This window comes from Hymenobacter seoulensis, assembly GCF_054780535.1.
The window spans coordinates 594851-614730 of the sequence record NZ_BAAGWD010000002.1; the positions used below are offsets into that span (position 1 = coordinate 594851).

Annotated in this window: 20 protein-coding genes; all 20 read right to left on the reverse strand. The window is 55.4% G+C overall.

The window, feature by feature from the left end; translation table 11 throughout:
- Positions 1 to 228 precede the first annotated feature (228 nt).
- A complete protein-coding gene (locus ACYVHC_RS10370; RefSeq protein ID WP_460613651.1) occupies positions 229 to 3117 on the reverse strand; it encodes a phage tail tape measure protein in 2889 nt (962 codons plus the stop codon).
- A gap of 10 nt (positions 3118 to 3127) precedes the next feature.
- Positions 3128 to 3589: a hypothetical protein gene (locus ACYVHC_RS10375; protein ID WP_460613652.1), complete on the reverse strand. Its 462-nt coding sequence runs from the start codon at positions 3587 to 3589 to the stop codon at positions 3128 to 3130.
- Positions 3586 to 5046: a hypothetical protein gene (locus tag ACYVHC_RS10380; protein WP_460613653.1), complete on the reverse strand. Its 1461-nt coding sequence runs from the start codon at positions 5044 to 5046 to the stop codon at positions 3586 to 3588. Before ACYVHC_RS10380 ends, ACYVHC_RS10375 begins: the two co-directional genes overlap by 4 nt.
- A gap of 5 nt (positions 5047 to 5051) precedes the next feature.
- Complete coding sequence (locus ACYVHC_RS10385) at positions 5052 to 7181, reverse strand: SprB repeat-containing protein (protein ID WP_460613654.1); 2130 nt, start codon at positions 7179 to 7181, stop codon at positions 5052 to 5054.
- Positions 7181 to 7711 carry a hypothetical protein gene (locus tag ACYVHC_RS10390; RefSeq protein ID WP_460613655.1) on the reverse strand — a complete coding sequence of 177 codons (531 nt, stop codon included), beginning with the start codon at positions 7709 to 7711 and terminating at the stop codon, positions 7181 to 7183. The genes ACYVHC_RS10385 and ACYVHC_RS10390 overlap by 1 nt, the downstream gene beginning before the upstream one ends.
- On the reverse strand, positions 7711 to 8517 hold the full coding sequence (locus ACYVHC_RS10395; RefSeq protein ID WP_460613656.1) for a hypothetical protein: 807 nt from the start codon (positions 8515 to 8517) through the stop codon (positions 7711 to 7713). Before ACYVHC_RS10395 ends, ACYVHC_RS10390 begins: the two co-directional genes overlap by 1 nt.
- Positions 8518 to 8616: 99 nt before the next feature.
- On the reverse strand, positions 8617 to 9540 hold the full coding sequence (locus ACYVHC_RS10400) for a hypothetical protein (protein ID WP_460613657.1): 924 nt from the start codon (positions 9538 to 9540) through the stop codon (positions 8617 to 8619).
- 91 nt (positions 9541 to 9631) lie between these two features.
- Positions 9632 to 9970, reverse strand: coding sequence for a hypothetical protein (locus tag ACYVHC_RS10405; protein ID WP_460613658.1), 339 nt, complete (start codon positions 9968 to 9970; stop codon positions 9632 to 9634).
- A gap of 632 nt (positions 9971 to 10602) precedes the next feature.
- A complete protein-coding gene (locus ACYVHC_RS10410; RefSeq protein WP_460613659.1) occupies positions 10603 to 10800 on the reverse strand; it encodes a hypothetical protein in 198 nt (65 codons plus the stop codon).
- Between the two features lie 169 nt (positions 10801 to 10969).
- The gene (locus tag ACYVHC_RS10415) at positions 10970 to 11347 is read right to left on the reverse strand and encodes a hypothetical protein (RefSeq protein WP_460613660.1); all 378 of its coding nucleotides are present in this window, start codon (positions 11345 to 11347) and stop codon (positions 10970 to 10972) included.
- On the reverse strand, positions 11347 to 11898 hold the full coding sequence (locus ACYVHC_RS10420; protein ID WP_460614311.1) for a CHAP domain-containing protein: 552 nt from the start codon (positions 11896 to 11898) through the stop codon (positions 11347 to 11349). The genes ACYVHC_RS10415 and ACYVHC_RS10420 overlap by 1 nt, the downstream gene beginning before the upstream one ends.
- Entirely contained in the window at positions 11787 to 12293 is a 507-nt protein-coding gene (locus ACYVHC_RS10425; RefSeq protein WP_460613661.1) for a hypothetical protein, read from the reverse strand. The genes ACYVHC_RS10420 and ACYVHC_RS10425 overlap by 112 nt, the downstream gene beginning before the upstream one ends.
- The gene (locus tag ACYVHC_RS10430) at positions 12290 to 12589 is read right to left on the reverse strand and encodes a hypothetical protein (RefSeq protein ID WP_460613662.1); all 300 of its coding nucleotides are present in this window, start codon (positions 12587 to 12589) and stop codon (positions 12290 to 12292) included. The genes ACYVHC_RS10425 and ACYVHC_RS10430 overlap by 4 nt, the downstream gene beginning before the upstream one ends.
- Position 12590: 1 nt before the next feature.
- A complete protein-coding gene (locus tag ACYVHC_RS10435) occupies positions 12591 to 13604 on the reverse strand; it encodes a DUF6712 family protein (protein ID WP_460613663.1) in 1014 nt (337 codons plus the stop codon).
- 2 nt (positions 13605 to 13606) lie between these two features.
- Complete coding sequence (locus ACYVHC_RS10440) at positions 13607 to 14977, reverse strand: hypothetical protein (RefSeq protein ID WP_460613664.1); 1371 nt, start codon at positions 14975 to 14977, stop codon at positions 13607 to 13609.
- On the reverse strand, positions 14974 to 15261 hold the full coding sequence (locus ACYVHC_RS10445) for a hypothetical protein (RefSeq protein ID WP_460613665.1): 288 nt from the start codon (positions 15259 to 15261) through the stop codon (positions 14974 to 14976). Before ACYVHC_RS10445 ends, ACYVHC_RS10440 begins: the two co-directional genes overlap by 4 nt.
- 361 nt (positions 15262 to 15622) lie before the next feature.
- Positions 15623 to 17311: a hypothetical protein gene (locus tag ACYVHC_RS10450; protein WP_460613666.1), complete on the reverse strand. Its 1689-nt coding sequence runs from the start codon at positions 17309 to 17311 to the stop codon at positions 15623 to 15625.
- Positions 17301 to 17963 carry a hypothetical protein gene (locus tag ACYVHC_RS10455; protein WP_460613667.1) on the reverse strand — a complete coding sequence of 221 codons (663 nt, stop codon included), beginning with the start codon at positions 17961 to 17963 and terminating at the stop codon, positions 17301 to 17303. The genes ACYVHC_RS10450 and ACYVHC_RS10455 overlap by 11 nt, the downstream gene beginning before the upstream one ends.
- A complete protein-coding gene (locus ACYVHC_RS10460; protein WP_460613668.1) occupies positions 17947 to 19227 on the reverse strand; it encodes a DNA modification methylase in 1281 nt (426 codons plus the stop codon). The genes ACYVHC_RS10455 and ACYVHC_RS10460 overlap by 17 nt, the downstream gene beginning before the upstream one ends.
- Positions 19227 to 19829: a hypothetical protein gene (locus ACYVHC_RS10465; protein ID WP_460613669.1), complete on the reverse strand. Its 603-nt coding sequence runs from the start codon at positions 19827 to 19829 to the stop codon at positions 19227 to 19229. Before ACYVHC_RS10465 ends, ACYVHC_RS10460 begins: the two co-directional genes overlap by 1 nt.
- Positions 19830 to 19880 lie beyond the last annotated feature (51 nt).

A 19880-nucleotide genomic window follows, 5' to 3' on the forward strand; every position in this document is an offset into this window, starting at 1 on the left:
ACTCAAAGAAGGGGCGAAAGTCTAGAACCGATTTCGATACTGGATCGATCACTACAACGGGTCCGCTAGGAATTTCTGTTGTCGTCGACATAGGTAAAAGAGAAGAGGTGAAAAGAAGCTCTTAATGACTAAAAACGTTAGCAAACCAAAAACGTTAGCAAATTAAATATAGTATACTCTTGATGGGGATATTTATGTGAAAGAAAATTAGAGGCTAAGCCCCTAATCTTAGTCGCCTTTTCGAATAGCCGATTCCACTCGAAGGGTATCGAGCATCTGCTGCTCTTTCTCTAGGGCCAGTATATTGAGCGAAACATTCAAGTCTCGCCGCCAGGATTCCACGCCTACCAGCCGGTGATCAAGCCGGCCAAGCACGCTGAGCATCTCGCGCATCAGTTCAGTATCGGTGCCCGCGACAGTGATAGGGGCCACCGCCTGGCTGCCGCCTTCGGTAGTGCCACCACCCTCAGCATACCCACGCAAGCGTTTTGCCTCCAGCCAATTTTCAACGGCCAATACCTGTGGATCTTCGCGCATCCACTTGGGGATAACATATTCGTCCTGGTGCACAATGCCTGCTACAGCAAACCCAGTATTGTCAACGAGTTTGCCATTGGAGGCAACACTAACGCCTGACATTTCCATCAGTTGGCCCATTGGATTGATAGCGCTGGCTCCTGCCCCGATGCCACTGCCTGTCCGACCACCCTTTGCAAACTGCTGAGCCTTTACCTGCGACACAGCAAATCCTGTCCGGACTGCAGCAATAGCAGAACGGGCAATAGCGTAGGCAGTACTGGCACCAGGTGGCAGCAGCTTCCAGAAGGGGTTCTGAGCCGCATCCGTCCAGATACCTTGGATTTCCTGGGTGCCATCCAGGATAAGCTTAGCCATGGTGAAACTGCGGATCAGACCCGCATTACGCTTCCGGGCCTCCTCGTCCCGGCTCAGGATATCAATAGTGAGTTGAAGCGCGTCCGTCTGCGTCTTCATCGTCATTTCCAAAAACTTAGTCATTGCATCTGCCCGCTTCTTGGCATTTGCTTCTGCCTCCTTGGTGGCCGCCCGATCCAGCTTTTCCAGCTCCTTGTGCGTTTTCATATACAGGGCCGAGGTTTTGCCACCGTACGCTTCCTCCATGGCTAGCTTAGCTTCCAAGGAGGCCCGCTTAGCCTCATAAAGCATTTGGTCCCGTTGTTCCTCCGTGATTAGCAGGTCCTCAAACTTGGCCTGAATAACTGCCTCCCGCTCGGTTTCTTGGGAATCTTCCTCTGCCAGTCGTTTCTCAAAACGGTCCTTCTTATCGTCATCGGCCTTCTTTTGATATTTGGCCGATAGCGCTTGCAGTTCGCGCTCCTGATCCTCCCGGATGGCACTGAGCTGCATGGCCTGCTCAGCTTCCGTTCCCTCCACCAGCGCTGCTTTACGCCGATATTTCAGCAGTACGCCAGCAATTTCCCGCTCGTGGCCATCACTGATGGCATCCACGCGGGCATCTTCCAGTTTGCTTTCAAACTCTACCTGCTTCTTTAGGGCGTTAAGCCGGGTCTGATCAGCCTTATTCTGCGCGTCTTGGGCCTTTTTTAGGGCCGCTTCACGTGCTTTCTCAGCTTTCTGGCGCTCCTTCTCGGATAGTTCAGCAGGCCCTGAATTGGTGCTGGTGGGTAATGCGCCCTCGCCTGAACCACTCGTTTCGGTTTCTACGCTCACTTTGCGGACGATGCGCTTATCCTTTGACAAAGCGTAGCCAGCCTGAAAATTGCCCGCTGCATTCGCCCCAGCCTTGTACGTCAGGTCAGAAAGCGAATCGAATGTCAGCTTAAGGCCTGCCTTAATCTTGTCCGTATCCAGGGTGAAAATGCCCACCAACAAGTCAGCCACGCCACCTAAGCTGTCCCAAGCAGACTTAGCAATTGACTTGAAAACTTCCACCAGACCCCCAACTGACCCGCGGAATATCTCACTCTTATTATAGAGATTGATGAAGCCATCGGCCAGAAAGTTTACAATGCTGTACACCGCCTTGATCGGGGCCAGCAGCAGTGTAAACAAGGTAGTAAGCACCTTGGCCACGATACCAGCTGAGTTGCCCGAAGAAGAAACCAACCCCAAACCCTCGGCAATTTCATAGAGACTGTCATAGAGTTTGGCCGCTTCCGTCCATAACTCCACAAACACGTCGACGATGGGCTGCGACTTATCGAGCAGCTCGCCGAACCACTGCGAGGCAGCATTTAGTCCTGCCGAAACCTTCTCGCCAACGGTCTCCTTGAACTCACCCCACCGCATTGAGAGTGTGGCCATGCCGCCTGCCGCCTTACGAGCTGCCTCTGCCGAGCCCCCGAACTCTTTGTTCAGTTCAGATAGAATCAGCTTCTGGGCTCCAGCAGTATTGCCCGCCTTCACCATCTGGGTAATCTGTTCTTTCTGGGCCTCGGTAAAGGTTACCCCTACGCGCGTCAGAGCAGTAATGCCCTTGATCGGATCGTTCAAGGCTTTACCCACTTGAATAGAGGCCCCTTTCAAGTCAGCCGGCCCATCACCTGCCATCTTGGTGGCAATGTCCTGAATAGCTGGCAGGGCATCTTCAAACACGCCCTTCTTAATGTTGGTAAACGTCAGCAGCATCGCGCTGGCTGCGTTCGACTCGTCGTCGTCGAAGAGCGTGACCTTGGCTCGGGCTTCGCCAATGGCTTTGATTTCGTCAGCAGTCAGGCCTGCCGCATGGGCTGTGCTGCGCAGGGTGTTTTCTAAGTCTGCCGTAATTCGGGCACTGGCCTGGTACTCCTCCCTAGAAGAAGTCAGGAAGCCCCACACCTTCTGCACCACCTCCAGCAGTCCTCCACCAGTGAAAATAGCAAACGCATTAGCAAACCCTTGCTTTAAAAAGCCAGTGGATTCGCTTACTCCCTTCAGCTCTGCGCGCACATCATTTACCCGGCCCTTCAGCTCGTGGTAGTCTGCCAGAAGCTTGGCGCGGCCAGGATCATCAGCAGAGAGTTTACGAAACTGATTGTAGAGCACCGCAGCCGCGGCATCCATTTCCTTCAGGCTGGCATGCGCCTTCTGCCCATTGACGATTATTTCTACTGTCCGTTTTTCGGTTTCACCAGCCATAAAACTTCACTTATAAGTTAATTTCTACACGATTAGGCACGGCCATATTCACCGATGCGATGAGAGTATTGCCGGTGATATCACTCATTAATTCCCCGAGGCGGTGCTGCTCGCGGGCCAGCTGCTTGCTCTGCCAGCGCTTAGCCTTCCGCACATGCCGATGCAGCTTCCCCTTTTCATTGCGAAACCGGTTGTAGTCGCTCGAACCTTTGCTGGCACCCGCGCCCATGCCGCGGCCAACCCCCATATCCACGTACATGCCTTGAATGGCATAGACCAGGCGTAGCTTCAGCTCGTCCCCTCCAGCGCCCCCAACTAGGGTGCCCAGAAAGCTCTGGTACAGTTCGCCAGTGGAGCCGATGCGGAGCTTCTTTATGTTGGCCCGAAACTTCTCGATGGTGAACTTCAGCCATTCTAAAGCCGCTTGGTTGCGTTCAGCCAGGATATCAGCTGGTTTAGGATCTTCATTCATCGCACTTCCTGATAAAAGATGGTAGCCTTGGTGAGCTTGCGCTGGAGGTCAATAGTCACGTTGATCTGCTGCCAAAGCCGCAGGTGGTAGTCCACCATTTCCATCCGACCTGGGTCGATGCTGCGCAGGTCCCCCAGGTTGAAGGGCATCTCGTACTCCGACTCGGTTGAACGGCTCCGAAAGTCCAGCCACGGCTTGGCGAAGCGAGCATACAATCCATTCGGCCCATCCCACAGCAGCGTGAGCAGGCCCAGCTGCGTGCCTGAATAACTCACATTGCCCGAGGAACCCAGCGGGTAAGCCGCTCCTTGGCTGTCCGGTTGTAAACCGCGGTTGAAGAGCAGTCGCAGGCCAGTCCGGCTGGCCTCGCCCAACTCATAAGCCGCACTGGCCCCTTTCGCTTCGATGGCTGGCACCAACCAACTACGGCCCGCGGCCAATGGATCAGCCTCACGTACCATGTGCAGGGTGCCAGCCTCCACCCGTAGCTCCTGGCCACCAGCACCAATTCGTAGCTCTTGCCAGCTTACATCCAGCGTTTTATCTAGCTCGTCGTTGTTGTCAGGTTCCTGGGCCAGCACCCACCCTGTGGTCTCATTGGGCTTACTGCGAATCAGCTTGCCGCTCCGGTCGTTGTAGTCGGTGCGGGCCAGCTCATGACCTAGTTGCCTTACTCGCAACTCGCGGCGCTGCGGATTGAAGTCGTAGCCCACCGTGAATAGGCCCTGCAGCGCCAAGAGCAAGTCAGCCACGGATATGGCGGGCACGTGCTGCGCTAGGACAACCTGCGCCAGCACGGCCCCAGCTGCATCCTCCAGTGCCCGGTCGCTGTAGATAACCGCCGACTTGATTTCGGGGTCTTCTAGAATTTCACCAACTACCTGCCAGCCAAAATGCGCCATCACCTTGCGGAAGATGGGCACGAGGTAGGGCTGGGGCGCAAAAGCGTGCTGAGGGCTGGATTGCTGCACGTAACCATTGGCTCCGTAGTAGTTCAGCACGCCCTTGAAAGCTTTGTTTTTGTCGCCGTAGAAGGCAGTATTCCGCACCGGAAGCAGCGCATAATCAGTCTGGTTGTTGTCCCGAACAAAGGGCACTGTACCTAGGTCCAGGTCGGAAATGAGGATGCCTTTGATCTGCTCCCGCAAGTCCAGCGCATCGGCGACGAAATTGTAGGACAGTCGCTTCTTGCTCTCGTCGCACTCCAGATACTTTAACGCACCTACCTTCCAGAGCGGCCCATCTATGTACAGGTTGATGGGCAGTGCAGCTGGCCGGCCAGCACCACGAAACCGGTGAGGGAAGTTGAGGCCACGCAGGTTATTGCGGGTCCAGCCAAAGCGGAAGGGAAGAGAAGACGTGCCAGGAATGGCATCTTCCTCAAAGAAGGGGTTCTTAATTTCCAGGCTGAGGGAGTTGCCGGCCAGGTCAAGTTCCTCGCCGGTATTGGTAGTCATTCGGATCATAATGCTCCTCCTTCCCCAGCCCGAACGGGCACCGTTGTCGCAGCCGACCGAACGGGCAGGCGCGGGGTAAACAGCCGCTGTCGTGGCATTACGAAGTCGAACTCGTGGGTCAGCACGGTATCAGCATCGGCATATGCCTCCAGCGCCTTGGCTTTCACTTTGCCCGGCCAGTAAGCCCCATCGCGCTGCAGCGTTACACGCGCGCTCAGCACGAAGTCCTGAAGGTTAACCATATCTGCCCGTTTGAGCAGGCCGGTATTGACTGTCAGCGTAAGTGGGCCCGAGGTATCCAGAATAATGGAATCACCATCCAGTGGGTTGTAGTATGGGCTGGGGCCCCGGTCTGCCTCCTCCTGGGTAGGTGTGAGGGTAGCTTTGCCCTCTCCGATACACGCTAGGGTATTCACTCCACCGAGGCTGTTGGTGTACAGGAAATAGCGGCGCTGAGCTGCGTAGCGGTACTCCAGCCGGTACCGGCGCTGCTCCGACTGCGGCACACGAGCGTCGTCGATAACTTGCACCACCCAGCTAATCACCCGGCGAGTAGCAGATTCGAACCGACTTAGGCCAAGGGGCAAGTAACCTACGGGCAGGCAAAACACCTCAAACCGGCGCGGATTGGCATACGTGTGGGTGTCGAACTCTTCTAGGCTACCATCAGAGCACGTAACCCGCACCTTCAGCTTGAACGCGGCCAGGGTGAACGAATTGGCCATGAAATACAGGTATTCCGGCTGGTCCGCATACACCAGTTTATTATCGGGTTGCCAGGTTAGAAATGGCTTTGCCGCGGCCTGATACGTGTTGAACCAGGTACGCGCAGCATACTCGTAAAAGTCCAGGCCACCGAGCAGCACGTAGTTCTGCTGTTCGGTGCGCTGCACGCCATCTTCTGGTACCTCACCAAAACGCTCCCAATACTTCAGATAAAACCGTTTGAACAGGGAGTCCGCGCGGCTCACCTGGGGTTGATCCAGATCGGGTAAGTGCTCTTTCAGGTAGGCATCCAGCAACGCCTGTACTTCGAAAGTTGTGCGGCCCATGCGGTCAGCGGGCTGCTCAATTGGGTCCCCAATACGCACGAAGTTCTCGCTCATATAGTCGGGCTCAATCAATACCTCACACAGAAAAGAGAGGTTGGGCTTGGTTGTTGGGTCCACGCGGTATTCCTCGCCGGCATCCAGCTCCAGCAGCACCGGGTTTTGAGAGAAGTAAAAGCGATAGGAGTCAATTGTGACTGACGCCTCCACGGTGGCACCCGCCGAATCAGTAACCAGACAGGTATAGGTGCCCGCTTCTAGATCAAGCCGACCAGAAGTGGTGGAGCCATCTTCCCACAGATAGGTATAGCCAGGAATGCCTCCACTCACCCGGAGTGTGACATCATTATTGAGGCGGTCCACCACCACGGTCAGCCGCTCAGGCTGCCCTACCAGAACGGTGATGGTAGTATTGGCTCCAGTTGCGGTGTCCGTTACCGTAACCGGGTAGTTTCCCGCTGCGACGTTGGCCCGATCCCGAGTAGTGGGGCCATCAGCCCAGGCATAAGCATACGAGCCAGTGCCATTGCTAACGGCCAGCGTAACGGAGCCGTTAGCGGCTCCGAAAATGGTGGCATGTACAACCGTTTCCTTAACAATCAATGATTTGATTGTGGAGAGGCGCTCCAAGTCTCGGAATTGAACGGAGTACCCTGAAGCGGGGAGAATAGAAGGTTGAAAATCCAGGCTGTCGTCGTAGCGGGTAGCCTGAATAACGATCTGCCCTTTGCTGTTTTCGGGGACGTTCACGCTGGGGTCATCCACCACGCCATCGTTATCAGCGTCAAGCCCACCTTGGTTGATGTGGAAGGAGCTGGTAACAGTATAATCACCGCCCAGACCTAATGCCTGCAGCTTCTTCTGGATCACATAGGCCAGGCGGTCGGTAGATACCTGCAGGGGGTAAGGAGGAATGGTGGGCAGGTTATAAATAACCTGGTACTCACCGGACCCATTATTCATATCCACATACCCTGTGCGGGCCGTGAAAATTCGATAGGCTCCTGCTAGCCAAATAGAAATCTGCTGCCCATCATCGGGCTGGACCATCTCCAGCACCAGTTTGGCTAATCGTTCACCTGCCATCAGTTGATATAATTATCTGGGTTGTGAGTCAGCGCCCGACGTGCGGAGCTGCGGAATACATAGTTGAAGCGGCACCCTACCAGTATCTGGTTGATTGGCCCCACGGCCTCCTGCATTACTTCGGCCGGCGTGATGTACATGCCAGCCTCATTAAGCTGCTCGATAAGCGTAGCAATCAGCTCCTCGCCAATTCGCTCGGTCTCATCAATAGCCGCGTCCCGCCCGTCAAAGTCCCCGACTTCCACTTTCTTCAAAATCATGAAGCTGCTGTGGTGAAACTTGTGGTAGGCATCCCCCTTGTTGTCGTCGTAGTCGGCCTGATAGTTTTCGACAACCATAGCGGCTCTGTCACCGGGCAGATCGAGGCGGGTGCGCAGACTGCTGTAGAACTCGGATAAGTCCAGCTGCTTCTGCACTGGATCGGTACTGATAAGGATGCGCAGAAAGCGGCACTGGTCGGCCGAGTGCTGGATGTCCTTGTGCGTGCTGGCCAGGAGCCGGCACATCGAGGTGTACTGTTGGTGGCGCATTAGCTATGAGTTTGTTGGGCTTGTTGCTGGCGGATGCGTTCGGCTGCTTCCTGGTCATCTTCAATTTTCGCCAGCACCATGAGCGTGTTCTGCTGGCTGGTTTCGGCCAGCGTGCCAAAGGCGCCACCGCTCATTTCACGTAGCACATAGTCCCAGCCCTTGGCTGAGGCGGTCTCCTGATTGGAAGGCTGAAAAACGTGAGGGTACAGCTGCTGGAGCAGGTCGCGGCACCCCGCATACCAGGTGTAGATGGCGAGCTTCACCGCGTCGGGTAAACGGGCCAGGTGCTTGGCCCGCGCCTCCACCAGATGCTCATTGAACTCTTCGCGTCGGTCGCCGGCATAGTCAGCATCGTGAGGGCGGTAGTCGCGGCGCTGGGGGCGGTAGAGCACGGCCAACAGCTTATTGAGCAGCTCGGGGGCGCGGTCCTGGCTGTAGCGCACGAAGTAGCTATCGGCGAAGATGAACTCGGCGAAGCGCAGGTTGCGAAACGAGTCGCGCGGGCCAAAATAGCGCTGGCGACGCCATGGCACCCGTACGCTGGGCAGTAGTTGGGCCGTAAGCTCATTGCCTTCCGTGATGAAGCCAACCAAGGGCAGGAGTTGGGCCAGCTGCACATCGGTAAACGAGAGCAGGAACGGCAATCGAATATTCAGGACCACGCAGAGCAGGCGCAGGCGTAAGTCGAGTTCGTTGCGGTGGGGGCTGAATAGCAGGCTCACCACCCGCAAAAGCTCGGGGCGGGTGAGGGTGTTCCAGGAGTTAGGAGCCAGGCGATGCCGGCCAGCAATGCGGATATCGACCATGTTTGGGAAGTAGGTTTCCCAAAGCTCCGCGCACCCGAATTGAGGAAAAAGGACATAAAAAAACCCCTCCTGTGGGAGGGGCTGTATTGGAAAGCAAGCTTATAGATGATCCATCTGGGCAAGGTGATCCCGAATAGATTTCTTTAACGATGTTCGAATCTGATAATGACCATCAGGTTGCATCCAGTATTGACCATACTGAGAAACAACGCCTGAATCTTGAATAGTTTTTAACAGCGCAGAAACATATTCCTCATCCATAGATATGTTGTCTGATGTCAGAAAATATTTATGAATGACGGCCTCAATTTCAGGAGTAAAGCGGGGGGTGTAGTTTACGTAGGGTTTTAAATGACTAGTAGGAGACGATTTATCTTGTTTCGACGGAAGGCGCGATTCTATGTTTTCCACAATTCGACTTTCCATAGCTTCCAAGTAGTCCTTCAACCCCAATTCCTCCGTCTTAAGGGAGCCAAGAGATAGGTGCGGAATAGAGAAGCTGTCCAAGAACGATTTGTAACCGGCTTTTTTTACTGCGTCAAGATCACTGTGTATGCGTGCTGTCAGCTTCCTTTTAAATTCATTTATGCTGTAATAGTCGAGTCCCTTTGGGTAGGGGATGTGCTCTATTGGCGAGGAGTCGAACGAGTAGGGGGTTACGTCATCTTTAATGACAATTACAGGCTTTTGAGATGCTAAACGCAAGCCCAGTTCCAGCATCACGTTTGGGTTGCGGTTGCTCACATCACAGACCACTATTTCATCCTGGTAGATGTTCGTGACGATTCGAGAGTGAATAATAGATGAGTTGTTCCCATCGCTAACGAGTCGCGCTTCATACCCTGCGTCCCGAACGGCCTCTGAAATAATACTCTTTACCTGTGCCCAGTGCTCAGCGGGATATTCAGTTGAGCCAGCAATGGGCATAATAATGCCGCATATAGGAGTGGATACGACACCTGCGGTTGGGCGATTTTCAGGGGTGGCTTCTTCTGGCGTACGGGAATCGTTTTGCTTAGCCATGTAGTGGTAGAGTGAATAGGAGGGACAATCTAACAAGAAAAGGCCTCGCTGTTGCAGGTCAGCGAGGCTTTAACGCAAGGCAAAAAGTTAACTAAGGCTGAGCAGGCGGGGTTGGCTTTCTCTTCAGCATATACAGGTTGTACTCTGTGTAGGGCGTTTTTTCCTGGCCGTTTGGCGTTACATCCCACCCCAAGCTGTCGAGCAGCGCCAGTACGGCACCCTCGTTGGCAAACTGCCGGGCACGGTTGCCTTTTGTGGTGGCGTAAAAATTGAACTTGGAATAGCGCTTCACCCCATCCTCCAGGATAAGGGAGCGTTGCCCGGCCTTAAGACCGGTCATGGTTTTCGCCACCGCAATAGGAGGCGTGTCCTGGGCCAGGCCAACGAACCCCAATGCGGCAAGCAAGGTGATAACGAGTAGCGTTTTCATATAAGTGGTATGATGTATTACCAAACTTACTGAAAACGATGCTCAGACCTAAAGCAATAAAGCCTTATTGCTTTAGGTCCGCGACGAAGCTAACACTACTCTATTTTCTTGAAGTGCCACTCACCGCCTTCTCCACGCTCAAAGTGTACATGGCGGTACGCTGGAGTGGTAGTGAAAGGATGCGATTCTACTTCAACAGCGATGCGAGCTAGGTTTGACTTGGGGGGGCTGGCATGAAGTTTTGCGAGCGCCACTTTAAGCATATCTGCCTGGCTCATCATTCCCTCTACTACTTGGTATCCCGCAAAATAACCAAAAAAGCCCTGGCAAATTGCCAAGGGCATCTAGTCGATCTAGCGCAGCCCCTTTATCTGCAGCAGGAAGGTACGGTACAAACCTAAGGGCCGCTCGCTGGCTGGGCAGAGCATTAGGTATCCAAAAAGTTCGGCGGCTTCGGTGCGGGTAGTAGGCTGGCTGGTCATAGGTGCGTGCGTTTTAGTAGGACAAACAACGCATCGTTTTTAGCCCCTATCAAGCTAAATGAGCAGATTCCACGAACAGTCAAGTCAGCGGCACGCACAGTGCAATCGGATACAAAAAGCCCCGGCTGATGGGCCGAGGCTTAGTGTGGGTTAGGGGCGGTGACCAAGCAAGTCAACCATGTCCTCCAGCGCCTTTATGATGCCGAAGAGTTGCATATCGCGCGCAGTGGGCGGCGTAAACTCAATACTGTACCGCTCACAGAGCCGCCAGATTTCGTCGTTGGTGATGCCCGCAGGTTTTACCAGCGGTAAGTTGGGGGCCTCGTCGGCGCGTTCATCGGTAGCCATAGCAGTCGGGCAAGCTGGGGGAATCGCTGCTAACGTTTTAGAACACTCTTCCGAGCACCCAAAGCATACGGGTCATGCTCCCGCACTACCCCCCAGCCGTATGTCGACGGCCGAGGTGCTCGGTAAAAGGGTATTCCAAAACGTTAGCGGGACGAAGATAAGTGAATGCTTATAACCCACCGCGCAAAAAACGCGGCCCGAGCCAAAGCAACAGGGCAAGCACACCCAGCACAATGACAGCAGTTGTAATCTGCCCGCCTGTAATGCCCGACTTCACAGAAGAGTGATCGTCCGTGTTGCCCACGTTTTTCAGTTTGACCTTCCGGGCCGGCGCACCAACATTCCCCAGCATCTTAACCTGCGAGTCCCGCCAGGCCTCGGCCTGCTTGGGAGTAGCCTGAGCCGGTGGCGGCACCAAGTACGGAGGCAGCTGCGCCACTCGCTCCAACGAGTCCAGGTTCAGCGGGCGCAGCAGCGGAGGGATAGGGCGCTCCGTAGCGCAACTCAAACACGTAAGCAGCCCAAATAAGAATAGTCGTTTCAGCATCAGTACTTCGGATTATCAATCACATTTGCTACCACTTGGACCTGCCGCTTATCTCGCCAGTTTCGATATACACCCTGCCCTTCTCGCAGCAAGGCCCGACCGCCCCCCGTATTGCCTTCAATGGTCAGGCAGCTCACTCCTGCGCCCCACTGCTCTATAATGCCGACGTGGTTGATGTGGCTTCCGCCCCATTGATAGCCCGTTAAGTCGCCAGGCTTAGGAGTGGCTCCACGGCCCTGCCGCCAAATGACATGGCGCTTATCAAACCAGGAGCGGGCCGCACCAAACTTGGCTGTCAGCACGCCGGCCGTTCGTAGGCACCAGGTCACAAACCATGAGCACCAGGCATCTCCCTTCCTGCCGCCACCGAAGCGCTGGTACTTCTCGACTTGAGGGCCGGCGTTGTTGCCCACCTCGCGTACACCCAGCTGGGAGATGGCTACAGCAACGACGCGGGCGCGGAGGCTGTCGGAAGTACGGTCATGGCCACTGTCAGCATGTGCACGGCCAGCCAGAGCAAAAAGCCCAATACCAATAAGCAGAAGGATAATCTTACGCATCGTAATAGGAGTTGAAACTGAGCCACCTTCCGGCGCTCGATAAGTTTATTGAGATGGTCCGGATAGATGTTGTCGATGGAATACAGGGGCCCTCGGAGTTCGTCGGTCAGGTTTTCAAAGAGCTTTCCTTCCCCTTCCAAACACTCCCGCAGGTAGTCGTAAAAGCGGGGAAACAGCCGGCGATACACGAAGAAGGCGATGTGAATGGCGGCCAGCACGAGCAGGGCCGCTAAGGCCAGCGTGTTGAACTTGTCGACAGTAAAGCCCCCTGCGCCCTCATCGAAGAAGTGGAGCAGGTAGGGCAAGCCGATCAGAATGAAAGCGGCAAGAAGTAGTGAACAGCCGGCAAAGCGGAGGTAATTGGGTTTAGGTGCTTGCATAATCATTTTCGCGCATGGCGCAGGTTATCGATGATAAAATCAGTAAACATGTTCTTGACAGCGCCGATATCGTGGGCAATCTGATCCAGGCGCTTTTCGGTGCGCTGTTCGCACTCGCCCATGCGCTTCTCCAGGTTGTCGATGTTCTGTTCGTTCTTTTTGGCCAGGTCCCAGGTTGCCTCGAGCTTAGCTTTCTGCTGCTGGTCTTTCTGGTGAGTGCGCGCAGTGAGCACGTTGTACACGGCGGCTCCTACGCTGATGGCGCTAATGACCAGCGTGATGAGTTTAAGAGCTAAATCCATCTTACATCCAGCCGTATATGGCCCCGTCAGGAGCAGTTTTCACCGTTGCGCGGGGCGCGTTGGGGGACTGGTAAGCGCTGGAGGCGAAGTAGGTAGCATATTTCGTCTCCGAGGCATGGGTGTTCAAGAAGCGCTTCATGCGCTCCAGATACACATTACCATCACTCATCGCTTGCTGCACTTTCAGCGTCAGTAGGTTATCCAACGAGGCATCGGCTTCCTTCTGGTTGGCATCGTCGAGGCGATACACATTTAGCTCAATGGCATCGCCATTCAGCCCCAGGCCAATTTCAGGCACTGCCTTGGCGATAACTAAGTGCGCCAGGGCGGGCCGCACGAAGAGGTCCAGCACCTGCAGGTTCTCAGCCGACAGGTCGCGGTCCATTATCTGTTCCTTCAGCTCCAGGAAGTATTTAGTACCAAGCACTAGCTCCAGGCTGAAGCGCTCCATTTTCCGGAGCGTTGGCAACAGGGCCAGGTACGTAAGCCGCGAGTTGCCAATGTTATAGTGCTCCGAGAATTGAGTCGCCGTGTTGATAAAGAACTTGTGCGAGGCAGTTGCCGCGGCTGATGTTGCCCAGGCTTCGAACTCGGGCGCATCCAGGTGCTCATCCAGTAGGTTCAGCGCCTGCTCCAGGGCATTGTAGCCTTTGCCTTGGAAGTTGCTGCGCAGCTGGTTGATCTGCCACTGATAGGGCTGTTTCTGATCAGCAGTGGTAAACACCGAAACGCCGAGGTCTGAAATGTGCACCTGGCTCAGAGGCAGGTACCCTACCATGGCCAGGTATGAGATGGACCGGCGCAGCAACGCCAGCACGTCGGCTTCGGCTTCAGTAAGCTCCGACCCGACTTTTACCTTGCCATCCAGCTGGTAGTAGAGGGCAGCCCCGATGAGGGGCTTGATGCGCTCCTGCTCTACGAGCCGCATATCCGGCATGATAGAGGATAGCGAGAAGCCAGTACGGTCGACCGTTACGTGCTCCCGAAATTGATCGAGACTAGTGATAAGGGACATAATTACTTGGATTCTTGCTGCGCAGGCTTGCTTTCGTCCTGCGACATAATGAAGGGATTGAGGAAGCGCCACACGACTGGCTTGCCCTCCACCTGCCAGCCGTTATAGCGGGACACCAGGTTGAGCGGGGCAGTCAGAAGGTCTAGTTGGAATTGCGCCGTGCTGACGAAATTGTTGAACAGCACCCGGGGCTCAGAGCCGCCCCCAGCGCCACCGCCCATACCCTTGCCAGGGCTTACCCCCATTAGGCTGGGTGCTACGCCCACTGCGGTATATATGTGGCTACTGGCCTCCTGCGAGTCTTCGATGTAAATACCATCTTTCAGCTTATCGTCGATGGCCGTGATTTTGAAGGCCGACACTTCCTGCCCGGTTTTCTTGTCCAGGATGGTGGTGGTCATCACAGTTTTACCGGCCCCGTTGGTGCCCTGCATCACATCGTTAAAAGCCTGAATCTCATCCTCTAACAGCTTCTTTTTCTCCTCGCGAGTCAGAGCATCCCAATCACCAAACTTCCACTCCCAATAGGCAGAGTGAACCTCAATAAGGTATTTGACGGATAGCTGGTTCTTGAAGAGCATCTTCTTGAACTCAGGAATGGCTGCGGCCACGTCGAGCCAGCCCGAGCGGCGCACCGAATTCCACGAGGCCAGCTGGTACAGTGCCTTGTCGGGGCTGGGAATGCTTAGGGGATAGATGAACTTAAAGCCATCCTTGCGGGCCCGCAGGTTGCCCACCGCGTCGAAGTAAGGGTCGATGACAGGAACGATGGTCGCGTCGGGGTCGTCGGACTTGCCGCCATCGGCCCAGTTGGCATTGATTACAACGCCAGGCAGGGTGCCTTTCTTTGGTTTCAGGTACCGGCACCAAGCAGCTTCCTGAATGGTCACCACCTTAATCTTCTTCCGGTTTTTGGACAGAATAATTTCAGGGAAGGCGTTGGCAAACGTGTTGATATCATGCAGGCCTTCGAAGCCGTAGCGGTCGAGGCGCGAGTACTCAATGAACTCGTCGATTTCTGGGATGGATTGCGCCTCGAAGATGGGCCGGCCGGATTTGTCTTTCCCGGTTATGATGCCATAGACCAGCCCACCGCCATACATCATCGATGTTTTGCGCTCCAATACGGAGGGCAGGATGGTGCTCTTCTCAATGTCCTTGATGACGTTCTGCGGAAACAGGTTGTCATCACCCCAAGGCGAAATGGCTTCGCTGCCTGACTCTTTTTTCAGCGATGTGGTGGGTTCATCCCCTGGTGTGTCGGCAGAGCTAATGCCACCTCCAGAGGTCGCGGCACTGATGCCGGTCCGCACCATTATGCCGCCCGCGTCAGAATAACCGACCGTCAGGTCTTCATTAACTACAACACTCATGATAGCACTACTTTTTTACCATTGAAGGCCAGGATTAGCCAGATATGCACTTTTCGCACCTGCGTGCTGCGGCCCTGCACCAGGTTGCGGGTCGCGTTAGCGTAATGATTGGGTTGCCGGCTGGCAGGAGGGAGGGTACTAGTGGGCGTGCCTATCTTCTTGCGTTGCGCCTGCCGAGGCCGGGATAATTTGCAGTGGTGCCATTCCACGATAGTGCCGGCCTTTTTGCGCTTGCGGTCAGCCTGTACGAACCGCAATGTGAAGCCCGTTTGAGCTTCTTCCATTTCGCGCAAAGCGTCCGCAAGTCGTATCGAATTAGGAATCATCGAGACGAAATTCGGCCGCTATGAAAGCGGGAAAAAGGACAGTAAAATGAGGTAAGGGCGGGGGCTAAAAGGGTCAATCTCACAGCATATTGCCCTAGTACTATCAGGAAGGCCGTTTTTTGGACTTAGCGGGTTTATTCCGTCTCATTTTGTCGGTACTCACCCCGACGCGCACTGTCCCGGCCGGAAATTTCCACGAGCGCCCCAGAGGATATATGCCAGGCGCAATGGACGCACAAAAGCCCGTTTGCAAGCAGCAAACGGGCTTTGTACAGTATTTCCAATCAACTGACCGACATCGATGTCGGTTACATGATACTTAGCTGCTCACGATAAGCAGGCCCGCGGCCTCGGGAGTTGAGCGGACTACATGCTTATCGATGCTCATGAAGTGCAGGTCCACGGTGTCGGTGAAGTGAGTCGCCTCTTCGCCTGGTATCGTCTTCTTGCGCTCGGACGTCTTATCCTTTTCTATCTCGCCGCGGCTGTTCTCCTTAAGCGGGGCCATGCTCATGGCCGTAAGGGTATTCTTATTGTTGACCTTATTGAAGCGGATCAGCAGCTGACGCGTATCCGACTCTCCTAGTAGGTCGATGCCCAGCTTATAGCGGATAGCATAGTTAGGCACGCGCCCTTGATTGAAGAAGCGCACGCGCCAGCCCCGCTCTCGTAAGCATTCAGCGAACTGCTGGTTGTAGGTCAGCTTACTATCCGGCTTACGCGCATTACCCCACTCGCTATCCTCTATGAAGTGAAACTCCTTCAGATGATGGTGCTCATAGTAGTCGCAGAACAGCTTGGCCAGGTCTTCGATCAGCTTAGGGTGCTTGACATAGAAGTCCTTCAGGAACCGGTACTCACCCGCATCCTTGTGGATCTGGGCGATGGTCATCACACTAATCTTGCTACCCCAGTCTACTGCCCCACGAAGGGGGACAAAGGGCAGGCAGTCGGAATCCATCAGGCAGCCAGGCTGTCGCAGTCGGCCGATATTGAAGTTAAGGCCCGCGATATAATCATTGGCCATGCACTCCTGGGCATGGTGTCCGATATTCAATTTGGGGTAGAAGCCGGCTTCTACCGTGGCCGGCCGCTGGTTAAGAATTTCGATAAGGAACACAAAGTCCGAAAGCTCCCGACGCTGCTCCTCCAAATAGCCTACCCCAATATTGAGAAGGTTATCGAAGATATTAGCTTCAGAGTAGAGCAGGCCCTTGGGTATCTTGTTCTTGCCCGCGGCCATGGACTTGGGGTTGGCATAGAAGCGCAGTTGGGCGCTTAGGTCCAGTATCTCCTGATACAAGGCCATGCGTGTGCTCGTGGCCCGGCTATCCACGAACTCCACCTGCAGCTTAATCATCTGGTTTCGGACCTGGCTGAAGTCGACTCCATCCCGCTCGTAGTATGCGGAATCCTCCAGCAGCCACTTGCCCTGATCACCCCAGGGCATCGACGAGAAGATGAACTTGCCATGATGCAGCGGGCAGTCCCAGATGCCCAGGTTGCCGCGGTTGGAGGCAATTACATCGGTGCCGAGCTTTTCGCGGTCGAGGAGCAGGCCTTCGTCCGCAATCCAGCCATCTAGGTTCAAACCGCGCGACGAGCTGCTGCCCCCATCCTGAGAAATGAGGTGAAAACCAGTTCCCGTGTAGAAAATGATAAAGTTGTCATACTTCACCGGGCGCTGAAACGGCTCTGGCCACCCCCACGAGGGAGGTGGCTTACGACCGATGAAATAATGCACATCCTTGAAATAGCCGAGCTTTTCCAGCGCGTCAATCGTCGAGGGCAGCGTACGGGTCAGAATCTGGCCATACGTCGAGCCTACCAGGCCCCATGCACTGCGCGGCATGTGCTGCACAATCATGTGCATCAGCCAAGCGATGAGCGTAGACTTGCCAGTGGCCCGGCTCCAGAGCGACACCGCAGAGGCCAGCTTCGCAAGGATAAAGCGCAGCTGAGGCCTATTGAACTTCAGCTCCTTTACATCAGGCCGATTAGTCATCATGCTGCTCGGCCTCCTCTTCCGGTTCATCTTCAGCCATGCGCAGCATCTGCTCCATCTGAGCCAGCGTCGGGTCGGACTTCTCCACCGCGTCGACGAGCTGCGCGTAGGTGCTCGGATCAAGTTTGTTTAAGTTGTTGCCAAGCGGAACCTGCACATCCTTCCCACCAGCCCCAATAGTGACATTGAGAACGTAGGTGCGGTTTGCCAGCACTTCAGGGCTCAGCGCGTTGGAATCGTCCTTATCCAGCCCTTTTAGAATGCTCATATTCTTGATGGCCCCGTTCATGGCCTTCAAATCTGGTGGCTTGGCACTGGCGGCGAGCTGGAATACCTTCATGGCAAACTCGTACAGGATATGGCGGATGCCATCCTTGTAGGAGCGCGTCACATCGCCAAACAGGCGAATAGCCTCGGTGCACCGCCGATAGGCCGTGGCCCGACTGATATCGTAGCGACTTACCAGCAAAGGAACGGCTTGCTCCATGCTGTGGTAGTTCACTAGCAAGCCGTGGGCAGCCTCCAAATGCTCCTTTCGCTTCTTATCGTCGGGCGTAAGCCGGTCCTCTGCCCCCTCGTGCAAATAGGAGGCACGGATACGGTCCAGCGCCGTTTCAGTGGTGCTGGAGTAGTTCGGATTACTCGTAACGGGCAAGTTCGCCATCGGTCATTTCCTCCCCGTTGCGCGTCACCACGAAGCGACGCTGGTTATCACGCATAAACTTCACCCAGCGGCGCACGTGTACGTCCACATAGCGCGGATCAAGCTCTATCACATGGGCATTCCGATCCAGTTTCTCGCAGGCCACCAGTACCGAGCCTGACCCACCAAAGCCATCAAACACGACGTCACCAGACTTGCTGGAGCACTCCAGCTGGTACTCCAGGATGTCCAGGGGCTTCATGGTGGGATGGTCCCCATTACGGCTCGGGCGGTTGAAGTTGAGCACGGTGGTCTGCTTGCGGTCAGAGTACCACTTGTGGGCTGCGCCTTCCTTCCAGCCGTAGAGAATGGGCTCGTGCTGCCAATGGAAATCCTGCCGGCCCATCACGAAGGCCTGTTTCACCCACACCAGGCACTGCGAGAGTTTCAGGCCCGCTTCCTGCATGGCCAGCCGGAAATTGGCGCCTTCGGAGTCTGCGTGAAACACGTAGATGGGCGCGCCCAGCTTCATGAAAGTGAAGCAGTTGGTGTAGTAATCGTACAAGAACTCGCGGAACGATGCATTATCCATGCTGTCGTTCTCAATCTTCAGCGCATCCTTGGTTTTGCCCTGATAGTCGACGTTGTAAGGCGGGTCGGTATTAACCAGGTCGATGAGCTTGCCATTGAGCACGCGTGCCACAACGTCCGAGTCCGTCGACGAGCCGCACACCAGGCGATGCTCTAACGCCCGTCCTGGGCTGCTAAACTCGTACACGTCGCCGAGCACCGATATCGGGTCCACTGGCGGGGTGGGGTCGAACTCCTGCTCTTCGGAGGGCATGGCCTCCAGGCCCATGTTCGCCAGCGCGGCCAAGCCTTCCAGCATGCTGGTATCGCCAATGGCACCCAGATCGATATGGGCGAAGTTATCCTGCAGGCTCTGGTAGTCCCAGACACCGGCACCGACGTTGGAGGTGATGTTGTACTCGTCCAGTTCCTCTTTGGTGAGCTGACGATTGGGCATCCGCACGTCAATTATCTCCTCACCGCGACCTAGGTCCAGGAGGATGCTCAGGCGCTGGTGGCCGGCCAGCACGACGTTGTCCGTGTTAATGGCTGGTATTTCGGCCAAATTAAACTTCAGGATGCTGCGCATGAGGCGGGCGCGGCCTTCCTCAGTCAGAATGCGGGGGTTGTAATCAAGTGGCACCAGCTCACGCACGGTGCGCTGCACGGTAGTCCAGGATAGGGGTGTAATTTCTTCCGTCTGCATTATTGAGATAGTTTGGATTCAAGTAGTTCGATGTTGGCTAGCACCTGAGCGTAGTCATCCAGCCGGTCGGGCCGGTCTTTCAACTTGGAGCGTTGAGTGCGCTGCAGGGCCAGATGGCGGCGGATTTCGCCCATATCGGTGAGGGTGGCTAGCTCGGGAGCCGGCGCAGCCTCGGGTAGCACTTCCGGCAGGGTGCCATATTTCTCGTAGTAAGCCTCCGCATCGTAGCTTTTCTGCAGTTCGTCGCCGATATCCAGGATGCGCAGGGCGGCTTCGCCCCGCTCAGCATCCGCGAGTAGCTCCAACCGGGCATGCAGGTACTCCCGCTCACTGAGTAGCGGGCGGCGGGCCTGGTGCAATGCCTTCAGCACGTCGGTTACTGTGGCCACTTGAACAACTACAGCGGGAGCGGGCTCCAGGGGGAGGGGAGCCACCTGCACCATGCGCTCCAGCTCTCGGGCCAGCACCTCTCGCGAGTAGGAGGTAGAACCAGCGGCCAACAGCCGCTTGATCACGATACTCTTGCCGTGCTGCTCATAGAGTGCCACTCCCGCAGGAAAGTCTTGCTCGGAGGCCAGCCAGTTGGAAATTTCCACATTCATAGGGCAAAGCTGCCCTTGGAAACTCGCTCCCGAAAGGACGCAAAAACGCCC

Excerpts from the sequence above, each read along its gene's own strand:
- ACYVHC_RS10390 (WP_460613655.1), bottom strand. The coding sequence starts at position 7,711 with ATGCGCCACCAACAGTACACCTCGATGTGCCGGCTCCTGGCCAGCACG.
- ACYVHC_RS10450 (WP_460613666.1), bottom strand. The coding sequence starts at position 17,311 with ATGATGACTAATCGGCCTGATGTAAAGGAGCTGAAGTTCAATAGGCCT.
- ACYVHC_RS10460 (WP_460613668.1), bottom strand. The coding sequence starts at position 19,227 with ATGCAGACGGAAGAAATTACACCCCTATCCTGGACTACCGTGCAGCGC.
- ACYVHC_RS10400 (WP_460613657.1), bottom strand. The coding sequence starts at position 9,540 with ATGGCTAAGCAAAACGATTCCCGTACGCCAGAAGAAGCCACCCCTGAA.
- ACYVHC_RS10440 (WP_460613664.1), bottom strand. The coding sequence starts at position 14,977 with ATGAGTGTTGTAGTTAATGAAGACCTGACGGTCGGTTATTCTGACGCG.
- ACYVHC_RS10415 (WP_460613660.1), bottom strand. The coding sequence starts at position 11,347 with ATGCTGAAACGACTATTCTTATTTGGGCTGCTTACGTGTTTGAGTTGC.
- ACYVHC_RS10370 (WP_460613651.1), bottom strand. The coding sequence starts at position 3,117 with ATGGCTGGTGAAACCGAAAAACGGACAGTAGAAATAATCGTCAATGGG.
- ACYVHC_RS10380 (WP_460613653.1), bottom strand. The coding sequence starts at position 5,046 with ATGACTACCAATACCGGCGAGGAACTTGACCTGGCCGGCAACTCCCTC.
- ACYVHC_RS10385 (WP_460613654.1), bottom strand. The coding sequence starts at position 7,181 with ATGGCAGGTGAACGATTAGCCAAACTGGTGCTGGAGATGGTCCAGCCC.
- ACYVHC_RS10435 (WP_460613663.1), bottom strand. The coding sequence starts at position 13,604 with ATGTCCCTTATCACTAGTCTCGATCAATTTCGGGAGCACGTAACGGTC.
- ACYVHC_RS10410 (WP_460613659.1), bottom strand. The coding sequence starts at position 10,800 with ATGGCTACCGATGAACGCGCCGACGAGGCCCCCAACTTACCGCTGGTA.
- ACYVHC_RS10425 (WP_460613661.1), bottom strand. The coding sequence starts at position 12,293 with ATGATTATGCAAGCACCTAAACCCAATTACCTCCGCTTTGCCGGCTGT.
- ACYVHC_RS10405 (WP_460613658.1), bottom strand. The coding sequence starts at position 9,970 with ATGAAAACGCTACTCGTTATCACCTTGCTTGCCGCATTGGGGTTCGTT.
- ACYVHC_RS10445 (WP_460613665.1), bottom strand. The coding sequence starts at position 15,261 with ATGGAAGAAGCTCAAACGGGCTTCACATTGCGGTTCGTACAGGCTGAC.
- ACYVHC_RS10430 (WP_460613662.1), bottom strand. The coding sequence starts at position 12,589 with ATGGATTTAGCTCTTAAACTCATCACGCTGGTCATTAGCGCCATCAGC.
- ACYVHC_RS10465 (WP_460613669.1), bottom strand. The coding sequence starts at position 19,829 with ATGAATGTGGAAATTTCCAACTGGCTGGCCTCCGAGCAAGACTTTCCT.
- ACYVHC_RS10375 (WP_460613652.1), bottom strand. The coding sequence starts at position 3,589 with ATGAATGAAGATCCTAAACCAGCTGATATCCTGGCTGAACGCAACCAA.
- ACYVHC_RS10395 (WP_460613656.1), bottom strand. The coding sequence starts at position 8,517 with ATGGTCGATATCCGCATTGCTGGCCGGCATCGCCTGGCTCCTAACTCC.